This window comes from Gemmatimonadota bacterium, from assembly GCA_016712265.1.
Classification (GTDB): Bacteria; Gemmatimonadota; Gemmatimonadetes; order Gemmatimonadales; family Gemmatimonadaceae; genus RBC101.
The window spans coordinates 19,909-34,884 of record JADJRJ010000015.1 but is presented as its reverse complement, the minus strand read 5'-3'; the positions used below and the strand labels follow the sequence as shown (position 1 = coordinate 34,884).

The following is a 14,976-nucleotide window of genomic DNA, read 5'->3' as shown; positions in this document are numbered from 1 at the left end:
CCGCGCCCGTGTACGTCCGGGACTGGAAGCGCGGCACAACTGGTTGGCTGACCCCGGTCACCGGCGCCTGCGCGGGTCCCGGCGGCTCGGGCGGGACTGGCGCGCTGATCGTCTCCGCCGGGGCTGATGCCGGTCGCTCCTGGGGCTACGTTCTCCTGTACGGGGCAGGTCGTCGGCTCCGGCGATCACGGCCTGCGGGCTGGCGAGTTGTGGGCACGCCGCCGCCATCGTCCGATCGGAGCACGGCCGCGCGCCAGCGGGCTGGGGCGTGCTGAGCGCGGAGGACGGCGGTTACCACCCGGTCGGCATTCTCTGGTCGGACCACGCAAGCTGGCCCCTGGACGGTGAGTACGACTTCCTGGAGAATGGGGAGCCGGGACAGCAGGCGGCCGGTGCGTTCCTGCACTACCCGTCGCTGGACGGCTCCGATCACCAAATCGACGTGCCGGATTACCCGGTAGACCTCCGGCAGTGGCACAACTTCGCCATTGAGTGGACCTCCACAACCACCGCTCTATGTGGATGGAATCCTCTGGTACACGGCCTGGCGGAGCGGCTTCCGACCGGAAGAACATCCGCGCGATGTCGCCGGCACCTTTACGCCCGCTCTCGATGCGTTCTGCGCGTCCGGCCTGATCGGCTTCCGGCTACGGACATCGAGTGGGTGTGGACTTACCGCTCACGCCGGTGACGACCGTTCCGCAGATCTCCTCGACGTCTCGCGTGAACTATACTGTGCTGACGACGCCTGGAAATTACACGCTGGAGTTCTTCGCGTCCACACGCGAGCGGAACTTCACCGACCGCGTTGTGGTTACTTGGTACGCTGACTGAGGGCGGGGAGACTGGCGGCGACGCAGCCGTCGGCTCGACGTCCACATCACCGAGGACTTCGAGCTGGGGAACTTTCCTGCTGGACATCCGTGCAACAAGTCCTATGAGGGGGCGCGCTGCTGCGCCACGTTCCAGGGGCACCACACACCGCGCAAGATTGTCGCACGCAAGTCCACGCCACCACCCGCACGCGCTGGGCACCGAGGTCCGGGACGGGCACACCGCGGTCGGCTCGCACGAGCGCGCGGAGCTGTCCGGCTTCGGAAGTCCTGGAATGACCAGAAGGACCAAGAGCGCTGGTACGAGTTCGACATCCGGTTCGGCGACCCGACATGGGCGCCTGGGATGGCGAGCGAGAATGACTGGTTTATCTTCTACCGCGGCACCGCCGGTCGACGACGGTTCACCGGCCCTGGCCACGTCCGTTCACGCGATGGCGCGTGTACGATCGAGCGTGAGCCTGATGCTGACTTCGAGTTCATCGGACCGCTCTGGACCGTCCGCCCCGGGTCTGGGAGAAGGTGGTCGTCCACACCGCGGTCCCCTCGTACCCCTCGTCGGTTTCGTACACGTCTACCTGAACGGTACGGAGATCCTGCCCTTGAAGATGTAAGACGCGCACTACGCGCACTCCCTCAAACGACTACTATGTAAAGATTGGAACCTACTGACGGAGTAGCATCAGCGGGACCACGTCGTCATTAACGACGTTGCGAATTTCGGGGCCGTGAGATGCCCTGAGCCGGTTCACTGGAGTACGCGCCGCCTGTCGTGCTGCGGGTGCTGCGCGGGTCCGCGCCCTGCGTGAGTGGCGGTTTCGCTGAGCTACTCACCCGTGACGCCATCCGCATCCGAGACCTCGACGTCGAAGTCGGGGCTCGGTCGCCCACGAGTTCCTCGCCGAGACCGCACACGCCAAGTTTGTCATCCGCGATGACGGCATCTATCGTCTCCTGAACCAGCGCGTCCGCCCCTGGGCGGGCGTCAAGATGCCGGACGGCGGTTACATGGAGTGGCCGCTTGGCGTGTTCCTGCTGACGACGCCTACCCGCCAGGTAGACATCTCGGGCGTTGTTACACGCGATGTCGAGGCGTACGACCAGACGATTGTTCTACAGGACGACACCCTGGCGGACAGATACTTTGTCGCCGTTCACCTGTACACGGACGCCAATCGATCCTGGCTGAGACGCTGGGCATCCCACGCAGCCCATATCCCCACGGCGACGTCGCCTGCTGCTTTGGAGTGGGAGCCGGGCACTTCGCATCGCGGTCATCCTCGCACATGCTGTCGGCGATTAACTACGGATCGCTTTGGTTCGACGGGGAGGGCGTGGCTCGCGCCACGCCCTACGTCTCGCCCCGACTCCGCGCGGCTGAGTTCGAGTACCGCACCGACGACGTCAGCGTGATCCTGCCTGACGCTGCGCAGTCGCTCGACCTGTACTCGCTACCCAACCGCTGGGTGCTGATCGTCTCGAACTCGACCGCCGCGCCTGGGCGGAGATCCGCCACCGACCCGGCATCCCTGACGTCGATCCTGGAACTGCGGGCGGATCATCACCGCGGTCATCACCGACTCGCAACGCGCTGAGTCGCGCTGATGCTGAATGCGATCGCCGAGCGGTACCGCGATGAGAGCGGGCGCGGTGTACGAGACCATCGACTTCAAGACCGGCCTTATGCCGTTCCACGAGAATGGCGACACGGCGACTTCGAGTATGCCGGGTTTGTCGGCTTTGTAGGTTCATGGAAACCGCGGAGTTTCGATCTCGCGCCAGGGCGCGCAGATGAGTCACGAGGCACGTCGGGCCATCTCCATCCTGGCGGCTTTCGGGCACCGGTCCCTTCGGAACCATGCCATCTGGAGGTTGACGTGACATCTGATCCGCCGCGTTTTTGAGGCCGTACGCGAGTATGGCGCAAGCGCCGACGTCGTAGAGTCTGAAGGGCTTTCGCACGGTGCGCGTCTCAGGGACTCTCATACCCACACCGGCCTTGGGCCGGCACGGGTCACGCCTGATGGCGAGACTGCCCTGTCACGCCAAAGTCACGCCTTGTCCTGGACGTTCCGCCCTGTGTTAACACTCGTGTTGCCATGTTTCCCATCGGCAACACCTACCTGATAATGGGGATGATCAACGGTGGGGTCTGACTTATGGGTCTGGGACCCGATGCGTTGGACGTTGATTGTGTCGGGCGTCCTGTTCGCTCTCCTGGCGGGGCCGTGCATCGCCTGGGCGCGCTCCTTGAGCCAGAAGCTCCGGTTTTCCGCGCTGATGGGGTATCAAGTGCTCACCGTTCAGCTCATGTTCCGCGGCTTAGGCGCTCCCATCACCTGGTACCATTGGGCTATTCTTGCCATAGGACTAGTCGCGTTCTTTGGGATGGTTCTGTTCCTGGTCGAGGTGAGACGCGGTTGGCATGAGCACTGAGGGGATTAGCGCCATATTCACCGGTCTGGCCCTGATCCTTACGGCGATGTCCAGCTTGCTCGCTGCGCGAGCGAAAAGCGCCGGGGCGTCTCGGCGAGATATCCGAGAGGCGAGAGATTACATAAAAGCGGCGGATCGCTGGATCTATATCCTGGAGCGCGGCTATTCCAGACGAGGGTTGGATCTTCCTGATGGTAAGCCAAAAGAGCTGACAGAAGATGACGACGATGACACATTCAAAAGAGCCCCGCAAACACCGTAAGGAGATACGACTTCCGGGATGGACTCCGGCTGGGGTAGCGGTAGTTGGGTTGGCCACCCTCGCCATGGGGCTGTTTCTGGGGCAGCGAGCGCTTTCCGTCGCTAAAGGCGCGCAAACCGTCGCGACTCGCCACGCAACTTCCGCCACGGCCGAACCGCGCGCTTCGATTCTCGCATCCGCCATCCGCGCTGGTGCGATGACGGATCGATTCTCTCGCACCGCGACGCATGCGCCGCGCGCCATCTGTTCGCGCTGCCGGTTCCATCGATCCGGGGCGCTCTGGCGTGGCTGGTTCTCCTGGCCCTCCTGGCGCTTCCGGACCGCGCAGGCTGACGGGCCGCCGGGGCTGCTGGAGTGGCTGGGGCCCCTGGGGCGCTGGCGTCCCCGGCCTGGTTGGCGCTGACGGTGCACCGGGTCCGGCTGGGCCGCGGGACTCTGGGGGCACTGGCCCCCGCGGCCCGCAAGGGTGACGTCTGGCCCCGCTTGCCCCGAGGGCACCAGCCCAGAGAACATTACGGTGCTAACTCCGGACGGCACTGATAGCATCGTGGCGTGGTCTTAACCGGTATGATGAAGAGGGCGGTAGCCCCAGAAACACCAGGAGGAAATGTGACCGAGCCCACCCAGTCCGACGCCCAGTCGCAGCCGAAGACCGATGAGGCGCTGGACGCCCTGGACCAGGCCATCGAGAAGGTCGTGGCGTTCCGCGAGGACAACGACGAGAACGACGCCGCCGCCATCTGGGACCGGGTGCACGAGCTGGAGCGGCGTCTCCAGGGTGCCCCGAGCCACGCGCCGAAGGACGCCCTGACCGGCGCTCCGATCAACCCCGACGGCGGGGCGAACCTCGGACCGGCCGACCCGCTCGCGGGACGCGCGGCCGACCCTGTGGTCACCCCGGAGGAGTCCGGCCAGGCCCCGTCGCAGCCCGAGGGCTCGTCGAACCTGTCGGACGAGACCCGCTGATCACCCGCTGAGAGGAGGGGGTCGCCTGCGTAAGGCGGCCCCCTTCTCCCGCGTAAGGAGATGAAATGGCGATCCTAGAGCAGATCCCCGCGCCCTCGATCGGGCAGCCGGGCTGGCACACTGCATTCCTCAGCATGCTGGCGCGGGCGAACACCATTCCCGAGATTGCTCTGGACGCCCTGGCGCAGAAGCTGATCGCTGGAACCGGCATCACGGTCAACTACAACAGCGCCGCAAAGGCCCTCACCCTCACGGCGACCGGCGCGACCGGGGTTGACTATGAGGCTCTGATGGACCACATAGCGGCGCACCTCATAATCGACTCGGGCGGCACGCTGACCTATGACGACCCGGCTGGTGATATCCACATCGCCGTCACGGGCGGAGGAGGCGGCGGCACGTCTGGCCCGCCCAGGGTCGTCGCGCTTACCGATGGCGCCACAATCACGCCGAATGCCGACACGACCGATATCGCGTCGGTCACCTCGGCGGCGTCCGGACGTCGGCCGTTCCGACTGGCAACCCCGTGGCTGGCCGCAGTTGATTTACCGCCTCGCCAAGACGCCACGGGCTCGCGCCTCATCGCACCTGGGGCGCCATATCGGTTTCTCGGCGGGACGGCGCTGACCCTGACGACGACCGCCGCCGCGACGCTAACTACTTGGGGTTTGTGTACGTCGCGGTTGACTTCCGCTCGACTGCATCGCCGTGAGCGCGAACTTGATGGCCACCCTTCGGCGCACCGATGCGGGCATTTCGTCTCGACGTCATCGGCGAACAAGACGATGGTGTCCCTGGCGACGCCGCCGCCAGCGGCACGTTCACCGGCGCTACGGCGCGCATGCCGATTGACTCTGGGCTCGGCCACGGTCGCCCTGCGACCCATGTGGATGCTGCTGGGGACCCTGGGCGAAGCTTCGCGGAGTCCGGACCTGCTCGTCAACGCCACGTCCGAGCGCGCGCTGAACTTTCACCTTCTCCGGCGCCAACCTTATCAAAACAGTCGTTCTGGTACTCCGTACCACAACGGCCTGTCCTGGGCGGACCCTGAGCACGCCTATCATCACCGTGTACCGCGATTTACTGCGGGGCGCGCGAGAATGCTTCTACGCGGCCGATCCATCTGGACGCCGACCGCGCTGGCCGGGCCGATCGCGGCGTACGTGACCTACTCGGTGCCGGTTACCGCCGAGGCGGACCCCATGTTCTTCGACTTCTTCACCGGCTTCGAGCCGATTGTGGAGGAGGGTCCCGCGCCGGCCACTATGGTGGACGCCACCAACCAGAGCTTCACCGACTCGCGCGGACTGGCCGGCCAGTACCATGTCTGGGGCGCTGGACTGAGTTGCTGACCTACCTGTGCAACGAGTACAACATTGACTTTAGCAAGATCTGGTTGTCGGGCTACTCGGGTGGGGCGCAGTTCATTACGCAGCTGTTCTTGCCCAAGTACTCGTCTCGATTCAGCGGCGGCGGGGCGCTGATCCTCGGCGGCGGCGGGACGCCCGAGGTGACTTGGGTTGCGCCGAGCGCGCCATCTCGCGCCGCACCCGCCGCACTGGGTGACTGGCGGCCGCGATGACGGCACCTTACGCTGATGATGGCTTCGCCGCGTTAGCGGATGCCGCGCGCGGCGCGCGCGTACTATGCCGGCCAAGGCTTCACCACGACCCAGAAGACCCCACCCGGCATTGGTCACGAGATTGACGGCGCGTTCGGGCCGATGCTCGATGACGTGTTGCCGGCCCTGTCTGGCTACACGCCGCCCTCGCGTACGCCCGGCACGGTCCGGCCGACCCTGGTCACCTCGTACGCGTAACTGGCACGCCGCACCGACGACGACCACGCCAAGCTCACGCCGTCGCCGGGCGAGGTCATCGGTTAAGGCGTGGAACCTGACCTGATTCGCCTGCCATCGGCGGCGTGACGCGGGGCCTGACCTTCGCCACCGCACCCACAATCCGCGCGTCTGGGAAGGCCGAGTGCTGGCAGTTCGTCGGCGAGGTCGGGCCAGTCAGCCCCGGCTCGATGAACGTGTCTGTGTCGTGGTTTGGGACGACCGGGCAGCACGGCATCATCGTGGAGCGCTGGTCGTCCGGCCTGGTCAAGGGCGTTCCGGCGCAGTCCTCGCCGGTCATGGGCAGCGGAGCGCCGAGCGGATCGATCACCCCGCAGAACGCCGCCAGCGTATTACTTTTGGCTCGACACGCCACTGGGACGTCGTCACCGGCACCGCGGCTTACTGCTCCGCCGCGGGAGACGCGCCAGCGCTCAATAACCGCCATGCGGCTACGCGGCGTACCGCAACCTCGCCCGGAACCGGCGCATCGCCACGTCGGCTTAACGGGCACCCACCGGACAAGAGAGGGGCTACGGGCGCGATCGAGCTGCTCCCGCGCCACGGGAGGAATTGTGGACAGGTCTTACGTCGGCTGGACCGCCGCCGCGTCCCGGCTGACTTCGGCGGCCTGACGCGCTCGTCGTGGCCGGCGAGGAGTTCGCTCCTGGCGTCCGCTCGGGCGACGTAGCTACGGTGTTCCGCTACTTGACCTGCGTTCACCGCTGGTCGAGCTGCTCGTCGCGAGGACTGGCACCGCGGATGACTGGGGCTTCGTTCACCGGCCGAACGTCGCCATCCTGACGCGCTTCCCTGTCACGCGAGCGCGACCGCGACTGATGGGAATGCCACGCGCCATCCCAACGGGAAGCGCGGTACATTCACCGCGCCGCAGGTCCGGGAAATCCGGCAAATCTGCGCTGAGCTGAAGAATGTGGTTCGCTGGGGCGGTGACTTCCCAACCGCCGACGAGATGCACGTGGAGATCTGCGACAATGAGGCCGCGGTCCGCGCGGCTGCCAACTGGGTCCGGGGTGTCGCTTCAAAGGGCGCACCGGCCCTCACGTCCTCGCCGTTCCTGGAGTACGGGATGCAGGGCGAGGCTGTCAAGGAGCTGCAGCGGGTCCTCAACTGCTGGTACCCAAGCCTGACGCCGCTGGTGGAAGACGGCGACTTTGGCGCCGCCACCAAGGCGCGCGTCGAATACTTCCAGAAGGCCGCCGGGCTGACGGTCGATGGAATCGTTGGACCCGCTACCAGAAAGGGACTCGGACTGTGACTGTCATCAACCCCGAACCGGCCAACACCCGGAAGATCGAGCCGAAGGTCACCGCAGCTACTGTCGGTAGCTATGTGGCCGGCTTCCTCGCGCTACTCATCACGAACCTCGCGACCGGCTCCGACAACGAGCTGATCAGCGCGACCATTCCCGACTGGTTGGAGGCGATTCTCTACCCGCTCATCCCGGCCGTAATCGGTTTCCTCACGTCCTACAACGCCAAGCACCAATGGCGCGTCCGCCCGAATGTGCGGGGCGGAGCTACGGGCTCGACGGAGTTGGGCTAAGCCGGTACGCTTAGTTATCAGGAGGTCGACGCGACGACTCTGCGTAACGGGATTCCGGCCCTGACCGCATGAGGTCGACCACCAACCGAACGGCCCCGCCAGTGTGTGCTCGCCACGTCACCGTCCCACCTCCGAGGGACGGGCGGGGCCGTTCCATTCCTGGAACGGCTGTGCGCGCGTATAGAATGGCGCGCGCCGGGTGACTAATCTTCCCTCCCCTGATACGCTATAGTAGGCGCTATGAGCTTTCGAGACTACGACCCGTTGCAACACTCCATCTGGGTGTTCCCTGATGGGAAAGAGACTATTGTCGATAGTGAGTTTGACTTTCTGTTTGAGCGCTACACGTTTCGCGTTGAGAAGAACGGCGCTGGCAACACGCTGTATGTGTTCGGCCCGCGCGGGCAGTCGCTCCATCGGATGGTGTATGGCGCCCGCCGCGGAGTTCTTCTCGACCACATAAACCACGACGGCCTTGATAACCGACGAGTCAACCTTCGGCCGGGCCACGCTTCCGCAAACCGCGGGAAACTCCGCGATCGCCAAGAGCGGCCGGACGTCGCGGTATCGAGGTGTCTCATCCACGCGCCGCAAGAAGTGGCGAGTTCGCACAGGCGCGGCGCCACGCGGAACCTGCATCATCGGATACTACGCGGACGAGGCCGAGGCCGCACGAGCGTACGATGCGGCCGCTATCGAACACTGGGGCGAGTTCGCCACTTTGAACTTCCCTGAGGGAAGTTGACTGCGCGCGCCGGCCTCCGCGCCCGCCTACGATTGCGCGCGTGTTCGCGCTCGCGCGCGTCGCGTCTACCCCTCCCCCTCCCCTAAAGCCCCCTCCTCCCCGTCTCTACGCGGGCGCGCGGTTCCTCTTCCGCGCGTAGGCGCGCCGCGTCTCGGGCGGCGAGATCCGGAGAGGTACCGCGCGCGTACGCGCGTCTTCCTCTATCTCGCGACACGGCGCGACGCGCCCGACCGCGGGGTACGCCACTCAACCAATCTACCAGGCGACTCGCCGATCCGGTGTAACTCGGGCTAGACGCGGATGGCGTCTACGGTCTAGACTGTGTCTTGTTCGGCTCGACGGGCCGGACGGAGGGGCCGGAGGGCCGAGAGGGAAGGCGAGGGCCGGGGCTAGACGCCCGGCGCGTCTTACGGTAAGGTTCGGACCGAGGTTAAGGGAACGGCCCCGCGAGGGAAACCGGCCCGATCCCCCGGACGTACGGGAAGGCGTAAGGCGCGCCCGGCGCTCGGAGGAGCCGAGAAAGGTTCGGACTAGACGCCGAAAGCGTCTTCCGCTAGGCTAGGCCCGGTAAGGAACGGAACGGCCCCGGGACGGGGCGGACGAGAGGAGGCGAGAGGCGCGGGAGGACCCGCGAGCTAGGCGAACGGAGGACGGAGCGCGCGGCGCCTAGCCGAAGGCTCCGGACCGGCGGTACCTTGAAAACTCAAAAGTCGATCCCCGCGAAGATAGGGGACGGGTCTGTCTCGAAGCCGAGACCCGTCCGACCTACCGGAACCGAGCGAGGCGCGTAAACGGAGCGCGCCCGGCTCGAATACGAGAACGGTAGAGGGAACGGAACGGGGAGGAGTCTCGACTGACGACGGGTGATAACCGTCGGACGCTCGACCTAGCCGGTAGGCCGGTCCCTCGGGACCGGGACGGGTTCGACTCCCGCGAGAGCGCTAGACGCCTAGAGCGTCTTACGCTAGACTAAGCCTAGCCGCCGAGACGGCGGCGACGATCGGAGGACGAGATGAACACGGTAGTCTCGAACGTCCAGCGAGGCTACCGGGCCTCACGGCCGGACGGGATCTCCATGCCCTCTGCGCGCGTCTGGAACTCGATGGCGACTGCTCCTGGCGCCCGCGCGACACCGCCTTCTTTCCCGCGCCCACCCCGCGCACGGGGGACATCCTTCCTTATGCGCGTCGCCCTGTTCGAGGATGTGAACGGGGTGTGGTTCGACGTCCCGGCGCGCCGTACCGGCATCGTCCCGCGGCGCGCGCAAAGGCGACCCGTACGGCCGCCCCGAAGACGGGCGCGCGTAAGGCGCGTACTCGGCGCCAGGACCCCGGCGCGGGCACCCGCCCGTCGCTCTCGACGATGCGCCGGAAGGGCTGAGGACTGTGGTACTCGGGACCTGTGCCTCCTGCGGGGAGGAGATCCGCGAGGGGCAGCCGCACAAGGTGACCAACTACGACGGGATGCTGATCCCGGACTGCTGCGAGGAGGACTGATGGCTAAGTTGAAGTGCGACCTGTGTGGTGAGGGCGACTACCCGGACGACCCGGTGGTGGCCTACGGCGACGACGAGCAGGCGCACATCGAGTGCGCCCAGGCCGAGGGTTGGGAGGACTGATGAAGACCTACCGGGCGAAGTGGTGGACGGGTGTCTCCTGGACCACCGGTACGTTCCAGGCCGACTCCATCGCCGAGGTGGAGCAGGCTATCTTCCAGAGCGGCGGGGAGCTTCCGCAGGTGTGGGAGGACTGATGCCGAAGTGCCAGGTCTGCCTGGAGGGCGACGACGCCCGGAAGGGCGATGTGAACCGGTACCGGGCGCCCGAGGGGACCGACCTGCTTGGCGGGTGGTTCCACATGGCGTGTGCGTTCAAGGTCGGCTACAACGAGTGGGATGAGGACGAGTGATGAAGTGCTGGTGCGGTAGCAAGGCGACTCACTACGTGTCGATCATCGAAGGAGATGGAGGAGCACGCCGGGTAGACGCCGGTGGCGCCGTAGGGTAAGCTGACGACACGCCGTACCGGGAGGGGTTGAGAGATGAAGTGCGGCGTCCGCGCGATGACCACCTGACCGCGCCATGGTCATGATGTGCTACGCCACGCGGGCGCGATCCGGTCTGACGCGCTGGTCGAGCGCACACCTGTGCCGAGGGGACCCGGAGTTCCGCAACGCCGGGGCTGTCGCGAGGGTGACTGGCGCGAACTCTTCCGCCGCGTCGCGCCTCGGCGACGCGTCGATGAGGGACCCTACGCCATCCGGAACGGCCCGCGCCGCCGACATCGCCTCTACTGCGTGGACGCGCCCACCACGGGTAAGGGGCTGGCGGACGTTCGTCGCCGTCGGCTGTCGGACGCGCGCGGCTGACGCTGGAGGAGCAGCGTGCGGGTCCTCGCGCCATCGCTGCCGACCCGCGCGCGCCTCGTTGCTCTACGGCCGCACCATCGGCGAGTGCCAACGAGGTCAGCCGCCAGCGCGGCATCGGCCCGGTCTGCGCCCGCAAGCGCGGCTACATGGACGTGGCGTAAGGACTAGACGCCGATGGCGTCGTAAGCTAGACTGAGCGTTGTAAACAGCCCGCCCGGAACGGGCGCGAGACTCGGAGGCCCCAGATGAGCGACAAGATCCTCGACCGTATCCGGGAAGATCTCGACTGCGCCAAACCACCCCGGCACGCCGCAAGGCGAGCGGGACTCGGCGCTGGCCATGGCCGACAACCTCATGAAGGTGCACCAGATCGAAGAGGCCGCGCTGCGGGCTCGGAACGTCGCCCGGGGGATCGGCGAGGCGAAGCGCCACGAGGTCACCGATGAGGAGATCGAGTGGGTGGACTCGTTCGACGAGTTCCTGCCGACCCACCGCAACGTCGCCGCGCTGCTGGCCAACCTGGCCGGCGTGGAGATCGTCTTCAAGTCCGCGCCACGAGCACCATCCACGCCGTCGGGTACCCGACGCCATCGGCTACTCAAAGATGCTGTGGACTGGGACCTACCTCGTGTTCAGCGCACAGCTGTTCCCCAAGCGGAACCGTAACGCATCGGCGGGCGAGAACATCCGGGCGTTCGTGGAGGCCGGTTACAAGTGGGACTACGTGTGGCACCAGGCCCGCAAGGAGAACCAGCCGTTCACCCGTACCTCCAAGGGCGAGACGGTCGAGGTGGCCTGCCCGCCCGCGGACAACGGCTGGATGAAGCGCCAGCTTGCCAAGGCGTACGCCGCCACCGGCGAGGAGAAGCCCAAGCTGACGCACGGGGTGAAGAACTACCGGAACGCGCCACGCCGAGGGGTTCTACAACCTCCCTGCGGGACCGGGTCACGGAGATGATGGTCCGCCGCCGTCGCCTGGAGGCGCGCCGAGGGTGGCGCCCGCATGGTCCTGGCTCGGGACGTGGACGCGCGCAAAGCGCCGTCGAGCTGTTCCTGCCGAGCAACCCTCGCTACGGCGCGCGGAGCGGCAGGGCGGGAACCACGCGGGCGCTGCGGCTCGCGGCCGGACCGCTGCGGCGACGGCCGACCTGACCGGGGGCCGGGGTGGCGTGACAAGCGTGGAGCTCGGCGGTCCATCGGATGAGCAAGATCCAACTCCCCGTCCCGCCCGGCATTCTCGTGTCGGGTGGGGCGGCCCTGGCCGGTCTTTTCGCCGGTGGCCTGCTGTTCCTGATCCTGTCCCTACTCAACATGATACCCTGGTAGATGCGGGGTAGACGCGGACAGCGTCGACCGCTAGACTCATCCCGTAAGCTCACCGCTCGGAAGGAGCGCGACATGCCCGAGATCGGCGACGCGCATATGCGTTGAAGCCCTGGTTGGCAGGGGTACACCGGAGAGGTGATCGGCGAGGAGATCAACGGGGACGTCCAGGTTCGGCTCGATCACTTGGGTGGCTACAAGGAGTTCAGCGCGGCCGACCTGAAGAAGGCCTGAGACCAGCCGCTGACCGCTGGGGAGCTGGTTGGCGGCAATTAGGAGGGGCGGGCGCGACGTTGGGGAGCCGACCGCCCGCCCTTCCGCAACCGGAGAGGAACCATGGCAAAGAACAGCGGCGGCATCATCGTTCGGCGGGTGCTCGTGAAGAATGGCAAGACCTGGCTGCAGCGGACCGTCAACATGAGCGGCTTCGCCGGTGACACCGCTGCCGCGGTCGATCTGATGACCAAGAGCCTGAACCACCAGTACGGCGAGCGCGGCTGGAAGTGGAACGCAGACGTCCATCCAGCTAGACCTGGGGCGGGCTGCGTGCCTGTGGCGTCGCGGAAGGCTCTCATCCCTCTGAGAGACCGAGCGCGTTCGAGTCCTGCCCGCCCCACCCCTAACCCGCGACGTCCACGCCCTTACGCCCAGGGAGGGCCTCAGTCATGACCACAACCTGCGCGGCGTCGCGCGCGTCGTCATCCTCACCGAGACCGTGGACGAGGATGGCCGGCCAAGCAAGGCGCCCACCCGCGTCATCCGGAAGCACCGCCCGCGGAACGGCGGGGGCCTGACGCTCGGGGAGTTCTCGAACGCGGACGGGCGGGGCGTAGAGCGCGCCAACGCCTACGTCGAGGAGAAGGGACACAGCTTGGTATGAACTTCGGAGGATGCACCACATGCGGCGACGCCAAGGGCGGCTGCCCGAACTGCGACGGGATGGGAGACTGGCCATGAGCCAGAGAGTGGAGTGCCGGGACTGCATGGAGTGTCCGTGCACCAAGAACTGTGTGTGCGACGGTTCGTGCCACGACGGACCTTGTAAGGAGGGCTGATGAGCGGCGTAGTGTGCCCTGAGTGCGGGGAGGACGCGGTGGCTCTGCCGCCGACGAACGGCACGACCCCGCGCCGCCAAAGGGCGACCGGTACGCCGACGCCGCGACCGGACGCCGCTGTGCCCGGTCATGGGAAGGGGAGGGTACGAATCGGCGCGCGGACACAAGCGCCGCTGAAGTCGGAGACGCCCCGGGGTAGACGCCCGGGGCGTCGTCCGCTAGGCTAACTGTGTAACAAGGCGCCGGGAGGGCGAGATGCAGAAGCGGTTGGTAATCGAGCGGGTCATGGACGCGGACACAGCGACCAAGGTCGTGGAGCTGCTGATGCAATGCCCGGACGGCCCGACGTACCAGATCCAGCGCGGGAAGCTGGATGGCGAGGTGTCGATGCTCTTCGCCGCGGACCTACGCCTACCTGGAGACGCGGCTCCGTGAACTCAAGAGGCAGGAGCAGATCTGATGGCGCAGGAGCATGCGGGGCAGAGCCTCGTCGAGATGCTGTGGGAACAGCTGGACGCGCAGTACAACCGGCTGAAGGAGCTGCACGAGGATGGCGGCGTGACCGCCAAGAACGTCGGGACGGTGAGCGCCGAGCACGCCATTGCGTACCTCCAGCAGCAGGGCAAAGTCCAGGGCCTGTGCTTCGCAGTCGGCACGATCATGTACCCGTACGACGCGCCCAAGGACCGGATCGAGAAGGTGCGGGCGGAGCTGCCGCAGCGCTGGGAGGACGCCTACGGCGAGGACGAGGAGGACGACGACGATGAGTGACGATGAACTCCGCGCAGCGCTGCTGGCGAAGATGCGGGCGATGAAGGCTGCGGGCCAGCACATCCCGATGGCCAAGGTCTCGCCTGGCGGCAAGCCTTCCAAGCGGTCCGTCACGATCGAAGTGATGGCTGAGATCGACCCGGACGCGCCGGTGGTGGAAGGCGAGCTCCAATGAGGTACCTCGCGGTGCCCGTGACGGACGGGCTGGAGATCCACGGCCCGTCCTGTCCGGAGGCGGGCGAGGGCGAGATCATCAGCGCGCCCAACCCGTTCGGCGCGGGCGTGGAGTATTGGCGTCGACAGAAGTTGCCGAGCAACGCTGAGCACATGGCGCTGGTCCGGACCTACCTGTTCCCCTGCGGCGCGGAGGCAGGCACGCCGGTGCGGACCTCCCGGCGCGGCAAGCTCCCATTCGAGCCTGAGGCCGGTGACGGCGAGATCCTGACCGCCCTGATGGGCAAGCGGATCAAGTGGGTCAGCACGACCTCGGGCCGCGAGGAGGAGGCGCGGCTGTACCCGGATGGCCCGCACGAGAAGGTGATCCAGGGGCGAACCACCACACCGCTTCCCGCAACGTCACCACAACCACAAGATCGCGGTCACACGCGCCGGCCACCGGGTCCTGGAGTTCCTGGACATGGCGGGAACCGGCTTCCGCGCGGCGCGGATCGAACAGATTGCAAGCGTGCGCTAGACGCCACGAGCGTCTTACGCTAGGCTACGACTACACCAAGAAGGGGTGAGCCTGATGGACCTGGACCTGACCAACGGACAGTACGCCGCGCGGAGCGAGATCTTCAACTGGTACCGCGAGGG

At 66.6% G+C, this 14,976-nt stretch carries 17 protein-coding genes; 15 read left to right on the top strand and 2 right to left on the bottom strand.

Annotation, left to right across the window (positions count from 1 at the left end):
- The first annotated feature begins 666 nt into the window (after window positions 1–666).
- The 11 genes from IPK85_03235 to IPK85_03185 all read left to right on the top strand — a co-directional run bounded on the left by IPK85_03235 (window position 667) and on the right by IPK85_03185 (window position 11,969).
- Window positions 667–834, top strand: coding sequence for a hypothetical protein (locus IPK85_03235; protein MBK8246400.1), 168 nt, complete (start codon window positions 667–669; stop codon window positions 832–834).
- 1,285 nt (window positions 835–2,119) lie between these two features.
- Window positions 2,120–2,428 carry a hypothetical protein gene (locus IPK85_03230; protein ID MBK8246399.1) on the top strand — a complete coding sequence of 103 codons (309 nt, stop codon included), beginning with the start codon at window positions 2,120–2,122 and terminating at the stop codon, window positions 2,426–2,428.
- A 1,712-nt stretch (window positions 2,429–4,140) separates the two neighbouring features.
- Window positions 4,141–4,497, top strand: coding sequence for a hypothetical protein (locus IPK85_03225; protein ID MBK8246398.1), 357 nt, complete (start codon window positions 4,141–4,143; stop codon window positions 4,495–4,497).
- 65 nt (window positions 4,498–4,562) lie between these two features.
- Entirely contained in the window at window positions 4,563–5,849 is a 1,287-nt protein-coding gene (locus tag IPK85_03220) for a hypothetical protein (GenBank protein ID MBK8246397.1), read from the top strand.
- Entirely contained in the window at window positions 5,843–6,079 is a 237-nt protein-coding gene (locus IPK85_03215) for a hypothetical protein (GenBank protein MBK8246396.1), read from the top strand. Before IPK85_03220 ends, IPK85_03215 begins: the two co-directional genes overlap by 7 nt.
- Before the next feature lie 39 nt (window positions 6,080–6,118).
- A complete protein-coding gene (locus IPK85_03210; protein MBK8246395.1) occupies window positions 6,119–6,316 on the top strand; it encodes a hypothetical protein in 198 nt (65 codons plus the stop codon).
- 991 nt (window positions 6,317–7,307) lie between these two features.
- Window positions 7,308–7,613 carry a peptidoglycan-binding protein gene (locus IPK85_03205; GenBank protein ID MBK8246394.1) on the top strand — a complete coding sequence of 102 codons (306 nt, stop codon included), beginning with the start codon at window positions 7,308–7,310 and terminating at the stop codon, window positions 7,611–7,613.
- The gene (locus IPK85_03200; protein ID MBK8246393.1) at window positions 7,610–7,900 is read left to right on the top strand and encodes a hypothetical protein; all 291 of its coding nucleotides are present in this window, start codon (window positions 7,610–7,612) and stop codon (window positions 7,898–7,900) included. The genes IPK85_03205 and IPK85_03200 overlap by 4 nt, the downstream gene beginning before the upstream one ends.
- 2,496 nt (window positions 7,901–10,396) lie before the next feature.
- A complete protein-coding gene (locus IPK85_03195; protein ID MBK8246392.1) occupies window positions 10,397–10,552 on the top strand; it encodes a hypothetical protein in 156 nt (51 codons plus the stop codon).
- Between the two features lie 798 nt (window positions 10,553–11,350).
- A complete protein-coding gene (locus IPK85_03190; GenBank protein MBK8246391.1) occupies window positions 11,351–11,677 on the top strand; it encodes a hypothetical protein in 327 nt (108 codons plus the stop codon).
- Window positions 11,616–11,969, top strand: a complete 354-nt coding sequence (locus IPK85_03185) for a hypothetical protein (protein ID MBK8246390.1) — start codon at window positions 11,616–11,618, stop codon at window positions 11,967–11,969. The genes IPK85_03190 and IPK85_03185 overlap by 62 nt, the downstream gene beginning before the upstream one ends.
- 404 nt (window positions 11,970–12,373) lie before the next feature.
- Here IPK85_03185 and IPK85_03180 read toward each other — a convergent pair whose 3' ends face one another.
- Window positions 12,374–12,856 carry a hypothetical protein gene (locus IPK85_03180; GenBank protein ID MBK8246389.1) on the bottom strand — a complete coding sequence of 161 codons (483 nt, stop codon included), beginning with the start codon at window positions 12,854–12,856 and terminating at the stop codon, window positions 12,374–12,376.
- 97 nt (window positions 12,857–12,953) lie between these two features.
- Window positions 12,954–13,202, bottom strand: a complete 249-nt coding sequence (locus IPK85_03175) for a hypothetical protein (GenBank protein ID MBK8246388.1) — start codon at window positions 13,200–13,202, stop codon at window positions 12,954–12,956.
- A 442-nt stretch (window positions 13,203–13,644) separates the two neighbouring features.
- On the opposite strand from IPK85_03175, the gene IPK85_03170 reads away from it, so the two are divergent.
- The 4 genes from IPK85_03170 to IPK85_03155 are packed head-to-tail and all read left to right on the top strand — an operon-like array spanning window position 13,645 to window position 14,877.
- A complete protein-coding gene (locus IPK85_03170; GenBank protein MBK8246387.1) occupies window positions 13,645–13,824 on the top strand; it encodes a hypothetical protein in 180 nt (59 codons plus the stop codon).
- Window positions 13,825–13,848: 24 nt separating this feature from the next.
- Window positions 13,849–14,160 (top strand): hypothetical protein, encoded by a 312-nt coding sequence (locus IPK85_03165; protein MBK8246386.1) that lies wholly within the window; start codon window positions 13,849–13,851, stop codon window positions 14,158–14,160.
- Window positions 14,153–14,335 (top strand): hypothetical protein, encoded by a 183-nt coding sequence (locus IPK85_03160; GenBank protein MBK8246385.1) that lies wholly within the window; start codon window positions 14,153–14,155, stop codon window positions 14,333–14,335. The genes IPK85_03165 and IPK85_03160 overlap by 8 nt, the downstream gene beginning before the upstream one ends.
- Window positions 14,332–14,877, top strand: a complete 546-nt coding sequence (locus tag IPK85_03155; GenBank protein ID MBK8246384.1) for a hypothetical protein — start codon at window positions 14,332–14,334, stop codon at window positions 14,875–14,877. Before IPK85_03160 ends, IPK85_03155 begins: the two co-directional genes overlap by 4 nt.
- Window positions 14,878–14,976: the final 99 nt, after the last annotated feature.

Excerpts from the sequence above, each read along its gene's own strand:
- IPK85_03230 (MBK8246399.1), top strand. The coding sequence starts at position 2,120 with ATGCTGTCGGCGATTAACTACGGATCGCTTTGGTTCGACGGGGAGGGC.
- IPK85_03220 (MBK8246397.1), top strand. The coding sequence starts at position 4,563 with ATGGCGATCCTAGAGCAGATCCCCGCGCCCTCGATCGGGCAGCCGGGC.
- IPK85_03210 (MBK8246395.1), top strand. The coding sequence starts at position 6,119 with ATGCCGCGCGCGGCGCGCGCGTACTATGCCGGCCAAGGCTTCACCACG.
- IPK85_03205 (MBK8246394.1), top strand. The coding sequence starts at position 7,308 with ATGCACGTGGAGATCTGCGACAATGAGGCCGCGGTCCGCGCGGCTGCC.
- IPK85_03195 (MBK8246392.1), top strand. The coding sequence starts at position 10,397 with ATGCCGAAGTGCCAGGTCTGCCTGGAGGGCGACGACGCCCGGAAGGGC.
- IPK85_03190 (MBK8246391.1), top strand. The coding sequence starts at position 11,351 with ATGGCCGACAACCTCATGAAGGTGCACCAGATCGAAGAGGCCGCGCTG.
- IPK85_03185 (MBK8246390.1), top strand. The coding sequence starts at position 11,616 with ATGCTGTGGACTGGGACCTACCTCGTGTTCAGCGCACAGCTGTTCCCC.
- IPK85_03180 (MBK8246389.1), bottom strand. The coding sequence starts at position 12,856 with ATGGACGTCTGCGTTCCACTTCCAGCCGCGCTCGCCGTACTGGTGGTT.
- IPK85_03170 (MBK8246387.1), top strand. The coding sequence starts at position 13,645 with ATGCAGAAGCGGTTGGTAATCGAGCGGGTCATGGACGCGGACACAGCG.
- IPK85_03165 (MBK8246386.1), top strand. The coding sequence starts at position 13,849 with ATGGCGCAGGAGCATGCGGGGCAGAGCCTCGTCGAGATGCTGTGGGAA.
- IPK85_03160 (MBK8246385.1), top strand. The coding sequence starts at position 14,153 with ATGAGTGACGATGAACTCCGCGCAGCGCTGCTGGCGAAGATGCGGGCG.
- IPK85_03155 (MBK8246384.1), top strand. The coding sequence starts at position 14,332 with ATGAGGTACCTCGCGGTGCCCGTGACGGACGGGCTGGAGATCCACGGC.